Here is a 6,760-nt window from a genome sequence, read left to right on the forward strand (position 1 = left end):
ATGAATTAATAGGAACTAAATATGTTAGAGATGAATTTAAGCAAGAAAAATATAATTTCTAAATATGGAAAAAATAGTTTAGATAGTGGTAATACCGCAGTACAAATTTCACTTTTGACATATAAAATTAACAATTTACAAAACCATTTTTCTATACATAAAAAAGATTTTTCTGGTCGAACAGGATTATTAAAAATGGTTTCTAAACGTAGAAAGTTATTAAAATATATGCGAAAAAAATCTGTTCTGAAATATAATTTCATTATTAAAGATTTAAAAATTCGTAGATAAATTCATAGAGTTCAAATTTTTTACAAAAAAATGTTTTATAAATTAATAATATAAAAATATGAAAAAGGGCAATTGTAGCCCTTTTTTTTAATTAAATTTTCTTTTTTTTTTTAAGTTCTATTAAATTTTAAATATTATAAATTAATATTTAAAATTTGATATTTTAAGGATATTTATTTTGCTCAATCCATTTATATTTAAATTTAAATATGGAAATCATATAGTAACTTTAGAAACTGGATTAATTGCTAGACAAGCAACATCTTCTATTATGGCAAGTATAGATGATACTTCTGTACTTGTTACTGTAGTTGCACACAAAGAAGTTAAAGAAATTAAAGATTTTTTACCTTTAACTGTAAATTATCAAGAAAGAACATATGCTGCTGGGAAAATTCCAGGAGGATTTTTTAGAAGAGAAGGTCGTCCTAGTGAAAATGAAATATTAATTGGTCGTTTAATAGATAGACCAATTCGTGCAATTTTTCCAAAAAATTTTTATAATGAAGTGCAAGTTATTGTAACTGTTGTATCATTAAATCCAAAAATTAATCCTGATATTGTTTCTATGATTGGAGTTTCTGCTGCATTATATATTTCTGGAATACCAGTTAAAAAAATGATTGGAGCAGCAAGAATAGGTTTAATTAATAACAAATATGTTTTAAATCCTACTACAGATGAAATGAAATTTAGTTTATTAGATTTAATAGTATCTGGTACTGATAAAAATATTTTAATGTTAGAATCAGAATCTGATCAATTAGATAAAGAAATTATATTTAAAGGTATTTTATACGGATTTAAAAAACAAAGAAAATTAATTAAAAGTATGAAAAATTTGTTATCTTCAATAAAGAAAAAAAATTGGAAAAATTATTCTCAAAGTGTAGATGATAATCTTTATAAAAAAATTTTAAATTTATCTAAAAAAAAAATAAAAAAATATTATTGTATTTCTGATAAAAAAAAACGTTTTCAAAAGTTAAAAACATATAAAAGTAATATAATTTCTAAACTTTTAAATCAAGATTTAAACATAAATATTTTAGAAGTAAATAAAATTTTTTATGATATTGAAAAAAAAATTGTTCGAAAAAATATTTTAATTAAAAAAAAAAGAATTGATGGTAGATCGCCAGATGTTATTCGTAATTTAGATATTAAAACTAGTGTTTTATCTAGAACTCATGGTTCTTCTTTATTTACTAGAGGAGAAACTCAATCTTTAGTTTCAGTAACATTAGGAACCTCAAGAGATGCTCAAAATTTAGATGAATTATTAGGAGATAAAACAGATAGTTTTTTATTTCATTATAATTTTCCTCCATATTCTGTTGGAGAAATAGGTATGATTAATTCGCCTAAAAGAAGAGAAGTAGGACATGGAAAATTAGCTAAAAAGAGTATTTTAGCAGTCATGCCTTCTATAGAAATTTTTCCTTATACAATTCGTATAGTTTCTGAAATTACTGAATCTAATGGGTCTTCTTCTATGGCTTCTGTATGTGGCGCTTCTTTAGCTTTAATGGATGCAGGAGTTCCTATTAAACAACCTATAGCTGGTGTTGCAATGGGTTTAATTAAAAAAAAAAATAATTATGTAATTTTAACAGATATATTAGGAGATGAAGATCATTTTGGAGATATGGATTTTAAAATTTCTGGAAGCATTATTGGTATCACTGCTTTACAATTGGATATGAAAACTGAAGGAATGACGTATGATATTTTACATGAAACTTTAGATAAATCTTGTAAAGCTATTAATTTTATATTAAATGTTATGTCTAAAACAATAAATACTCCAAATAAAGAAATTTCTAAATTTGCTCCTCGTGTACATGTTATTAAAATTAATCCAGAAAAAATTAAAGATGTTATAGGAAAAGGAGGATCTATAATTCGTATGTTAACAGAAGAAACAGGAACTATAATTGAAATTGAAGATAATGGTACAGTCAAGATTTCAGCAGTCATGGAAGAAAAAGCTGAACATGCTATAAAACGTATTCAAGAGATTACATCAGATTTAGAAATAGGTAAAATATATACAGGAAAAGTAACTAGAATAGTTGATTTTGGGGCATTTATTTCTATCGGAATAGGAAAAGAAGGTTTAGTTCATATTTCTCAAATTTCTGAAAAACATATAGAAAAAGTTTCAGATTATTTAAAATTAAATCAAATTGTTAAAGTAAAAGTTTTAGATATAGATAGACAAAAAAGATTAAGATTAAGTATGAAAAAAATTTAAAAATAAATAAATTTATATAAAAATTTTTTATTAAAAAATAGAATTTTATAATTCTATTTTTTATGATAATCTAAAATTATTTAATAAAATACATTATATTTGTTTTATTTAAATTTTAAAATTCAAGTTGATGTTTGAAAAAAAATATATTTTTTCTAATTTTATTAAAATATTTTATAAAATTTTATAAGTAAATTTTATGAGTTATTTAATAATATCAATTTTTTTTTAAATAAATAAAAAATTTTATATAGATTATAATAAATAACTGATAAAATTTTAATATAGTTAAATAAAATTTATGATTTTAAATAAAATATTTTAAGCCAGTGCATAATTTCAATAAATATATAAAAAATTTATCGTGTATGATGTAAACTGGCCTCCTTTTTAATTCAATGAGGTACATGTTTTACATGGTTCATATTAAAAACAAATTTTTAGATTTTAAATTAAATAATTCAATTATAAAAGTGTTAAATGAAATTGGATATAAAAAACCTTCTCCTATACAAGAAAAATGTATTCCTTACTTGTTAAAAAATTATGATGTTTTAGGAATGGCGCAAACTGGAAGTGGAAAAACAGCTGCTTTTGCATTGCCTTTATTAAATAATGTTAAAACTTTTTTAAAAATTCCTCAAATTTTAGTTTTAACTCCAACACGAGAACTAGCTATTCAAGTATCTGAAGCATTTTCTTTGTTTTCTAAATATATTTCATCTATTCGAGTTTTACCATTATATGGTGGTCAAAAATATGAATTACAGTTACGTGCTTTACGTAGTGGTCCACAAATTATAGTTGGAACTCCTGGAAGATTATTAGATCATTTAAAAAGAAAAACTTTAAATTTATCTCGATTAACTTCTTTAGTTATAGATGAAGCTGATGAAATGTTGCGTATGGGATTTATTGAAGATGTTGAAATTATTCTTTCTAAAATACCAAATAAACGTCAAACAGCATTATTTTCTGCTACTATGCCAGATGTTATTAAAAGAATTTCTCATCGTTTTATGTGTAATCCTAAAGAAATTAAAATTAAATCTAATGTTATGAATAAACCAGATATTAATCAAAATTATTGGTTAGTATATGGAAAAAAAACAGATGGTTTAATTAGATTTTTAGAAACAGAAGATTTTTCAGCGACTATAATTTTTGTACGGACAAAAAATTCTACTGTAGAGATTTCTGAGGTATTAGAAAAAAATGGATATAATAGCGCTGCTTTAAATGGAGATATGAATCAAACGTTACGAGAAAAAACTTTAGAAAGATTAAAAAATGGAACATTAGATATATTAATTGCTACAGATGTTGCTGCGCGAGGATTAGATGTTGATAGAATTAGTTTAGTGATAAATTATGATGTTCCAATAGATGTTGAGTCTTATATACATAGAATTGGTAGAACAGGTCGAGCAGGACGTAAAGGAAAAGCTTTAATGTTTGTTGAATATAGAGAAATGAGATTGTTAAGAAATATTGAAAGAATGATGAGACAATCTATTCAGCAAGTACAATTACCAAATTCAGATGTATTAAGTCAACGTCGGTTAGAAAGTTTTTCTAAAAAAATTAAAAAAGAATTAAAAAGTTCAGATTTAAAAAAATATCAAATTTTATTATCTAAAATAAATTTAGATATGTCTGTTTCTATTGAAATTTTAGCTGCTGTACTTTTAAAAATCGCTCAAGGTAAACGTGTTTTAATTGTAGAAAAAGATAAAAATATTGTAAACATAAGAAGAAATTGGATTAGAAAAAATCAAAATATTAATTTAACTTATAAAAATCAAAAAAATTTTATAAAAAATTCTAATATGGATGTATATAAATTAGATTTAGGAAGATCAGATAAAATAGAAGTTAGACATATAGTTGGAGCGATTGCTAATGAAGGTAATTTAAATAATAAAGATATTGGTCATATAAAAATATTTTCTTCATATTCAACTATAGAGTTACCAAAACATTTAATTAAAAAAGGTTTATTAAATAATTTTAAAGAAACAAAAATTTTTAATAAATTTATTAATTTAAGATTATTTAAAAATTTTAAATTTATTTCTAAAAAACCTTTTAAAAAAAAATTTAAAAATCATATTACAAAAAAAACTTCTATACCATCTTATAATCGTAAATCTTATTTTAAAAGAAATCGTTTTAAAAAATAATATTTTAATAAAAAACTATTAAAAAATTAAAATAATTAAATTTTTATTTTTAAAAACAAAAATTTTTTATTTATAAATTTAAATTAATTTTACAGAAATTATATAAGATTAAAGAGCGCACTTAGAATTTTTTTGTTAGTGCACTCTTTAATATATTTATTTTTTCAAAGCTATCACTTCAATTTCAATTTGAACATTTTTTGGTAATTTAGAAACTTCTATACATGTTCTAGCTGGAAAAATTAATATATTTTCTTGAATAAAAAAATTTTCATATATACGATTAATATCGTTAATTTTATCTAAACAGGTAGTAAAAATTGTTGTTTTGATAATGTTTTTTATAGAGAAATTAGATTTTTTTATAATAGCTTTAATATTTTTTAATACTAAAGAAGTTTGACTAGTAATATTATTTGGTATATTTTCTGTTTTACAATCAACAGGAATTTGTCCAGAAATCATTAATAAATTATTTATTTTAATAGCTTGAGAATATGGTCCAAAAACTTTTGGCGCATTTTTTGTATAAATTTTCATTTTTATATTTATCCTTGTTACTTTTAAATAAAAATGTAAATTATTTTTAATATATCGAATTTTAAAATTTATATATTTAAATATATTTTGATATTTTTTTAAAAAATTTTTTATATATAAAATATATTTTTTTATTTATATAAAAATAATTTATGAAAACAAATATAAAATTTAAAAAATTTATATAAAATATATTTTATAAAATAAATATATTAAAAATTGATGTTTTTAATTAAACTACAGATTATTAACGCTTTAACTAAATGAACACGATTTGAAGATTGTTGAAAAATTATTTTTTTATTAGATTGAAATACTTCATCAGTAATTTCTACTCCATTTTTTAAATTAAACTTTTGAATAACTTTTTTTCCAAAAATAGTTTTTTTATCATGTAATGCTGGTAAACAATGAAAAACTTTAACAAAAGGATTATCAGAAAGTTTTAGAATTTTTTTATTTACTTGATAGTTTTTTAATAAAAATATTTTTTCTTGTATTTTATTAGAATCTTCTCCCATAGAAATCCAAACATCCGTATAAATTATATCTGCTTTATAAATTCCTGTTTTTATATTATCTGTAAATAATATATTATTTAATTTTTTATTAATTGTAATGTTATGAGAATTTAAAAATTTTGTATTAGGTAAATATTTTTTTGGAGAAATTAAACTTAAATTAAAATTTAATAAATTTGCTGCTTCTATTAAAGTATTTGAAATATTATTTTTAGAATCTCCAATATAAGAAATTTTTATATTTTTTATTTTTTTTTGAATAAAAATTTCTTTAATTGTAAAAATATCAGATAAAATTTGAGTTGGATGAAAAGATTTAGTTAATCCATTCCAAACTGGAATTTTAGAATATTTTGCTAATTTTTCTATATTTTTATGCTGATGACCTCGATATACAATACCATCATATATTTTTCCTAAAGTAAAAGCTGTATCTTCAATAGATTCTTTATATCCTAAATGTATATCTTTTGAATTTAAATATGTAACTTTAGCACCTTGATCAAATAATGCCGTTTCAAATGAACATCTTGTTCTAGTAGATTCTTTTTCAAAAATTAAAACTATATTTTTTTTTTTTAATTTTTGTTTTTCTTGTTGTATAAGTTTTTTAAATTTTAATTTTTGTGCATATTTTATTAAAAATAAAATATCTTTTTTTTGAAAATCGTTTAATCTTAAAAAATTTCTTAAATAAAATGAATTCATATCTTCTCTTTTTAAAATTACTATAATATGTTATAAAATTTTTAAAATATTATATTTTAAAATATTCATATATTATATAAAAAAGAATAAAAATTATCTATTAATTAAAAATTATAATAATTATTTCATAAATATTAAAAATATAAAGATTTTTCGTATAAAAATTTATTTTAAATAATAAAAAAAAAATAATGTTATATTATAAATAACTAAAAAATTTTACAAAAAATAATATATTTATTTTTTAAATATAATAATTT

5 protein-coding genes are annotated in these 6,760 nt (G+C 20.3%); 3 read left to right on the forward strand and 2 right to left on the reverse strand.

All coding sequences use genetic code 11. The features are described from left to right. Positions 1–21: 21 nt before the first annotated feature. The 3 genes from rpsO (at position 22) to LDP12_RS01210 (ending at position 4,731) form a co-directional block, all read left to right on the forward strand. Entirely contained in the window at positions 22–291 is a 270-nt protein-coding gene (gene rpsO, locus LDP12_RS01200) for a 30S ribosomal protein S15 (RefSeq protein WP_414734423.1), read from the forward strand. Positions 292–469: 178 nt separating this feature from the next. Beyond that, positions 470–2,548 (forward strand): polyribonucleotide nucleotidyltransferase, encoded by a 2,079-nt coding sequence (gene pnp / locus LDP12_RS01205; protein ID WP_265226547.1) that lies wholly within the window; start codon positions 470–472, stop codon positions 2,546–2,548. 416 nt (positions 2,549–2,964) lie between these two features. Beyond that, positions 2,965–4,731 (forward strand): DEAD/DEAH box helicase, encoded by a 1,767-nt coding sequence (locus LDP12_RS01210; protein WP_265226548.1) that lies wholly within the window; start codon positions 2,965–2,967, stop codon positions 4,729–4,731. A gap of 156 nt (positions 4,732–4,887) precedes the next feature. On the opposite strand, the gene LDP12_RS01215 is transcribed toward LDP12_RS01210, so the two are convergent. Together LDP12_RS01215 and argF are read right to left on the reverse strand one after the other, a co-directional pair. Then, positions 4,888–5,271 carry a Rid family detoxifying hydrolase gene (locus LDP12_RS01215; protein WP_414734424.1) on the reverse strand — a complete coding sequence of 128 codons (384 nt, stop codon included), beginning with the start codon at positions 5,269–5,271 and terminating at the stop codon, positions 4,888–4,890. Positions 5,272–5,483: 212 nt separating this feature from the next. Further along, positions 5,484–6,500 carry an ornithine carbamoyltransferase gene (argF, locus tag LDP12_RS01220; RefSeq protein WP_265226549.1) on the reverse strand — a complete coding sequence of 339 codons (1,017 nt, stop codon included), beginning with the start codon at positions 6,498–6,500 and terminating at the stop codon, positions 5,484–5,486. Positions 6,501–6,760 lie beyond the last annotated feature (260 nt).

Source organism: Buchnera aphidicola (Chaitophorus viminalis) (assembly GCF_026122795.1).
Lineage (GTDB): Bacteria > Pseudomonadota > Gammaproteobacteria > Enterobacterales > Enterobacteriaceae > Buchnera_J > Buchnera_J aphidicola_BK.

Excerpts from the sequence above, each read along its gene's own strand:
- rpsO (WP_414734423.1), top strand. The coding sequence starts at position 22 with ATGTTAGAGATGAATTTAAGCAAGAAAAATATAATTTCTAAATATGGA.
- LDP12_RS01215 (WP_414734424.1), bottom strand. The coding sequence starts at position 5,271 with ATGAAAATTTATACAAAAAATGCGCCAAAAGTTTTTGGACCATATTCT.
- argF (WP_265226549.1), bottom strand. The coding sequence starts at position 6,500 with ATGAATTCATTTTATTTAAGAAATTTTTTAAGATTAAACGATTTTCAA.
- LDP12_RS01210 (WP_265226548.1), top strand. The coding sequence starts at position 2,965 with ATGGTTCATATTAAAAACAAATTTTTAGATTTTAAATTAAATAATTCA.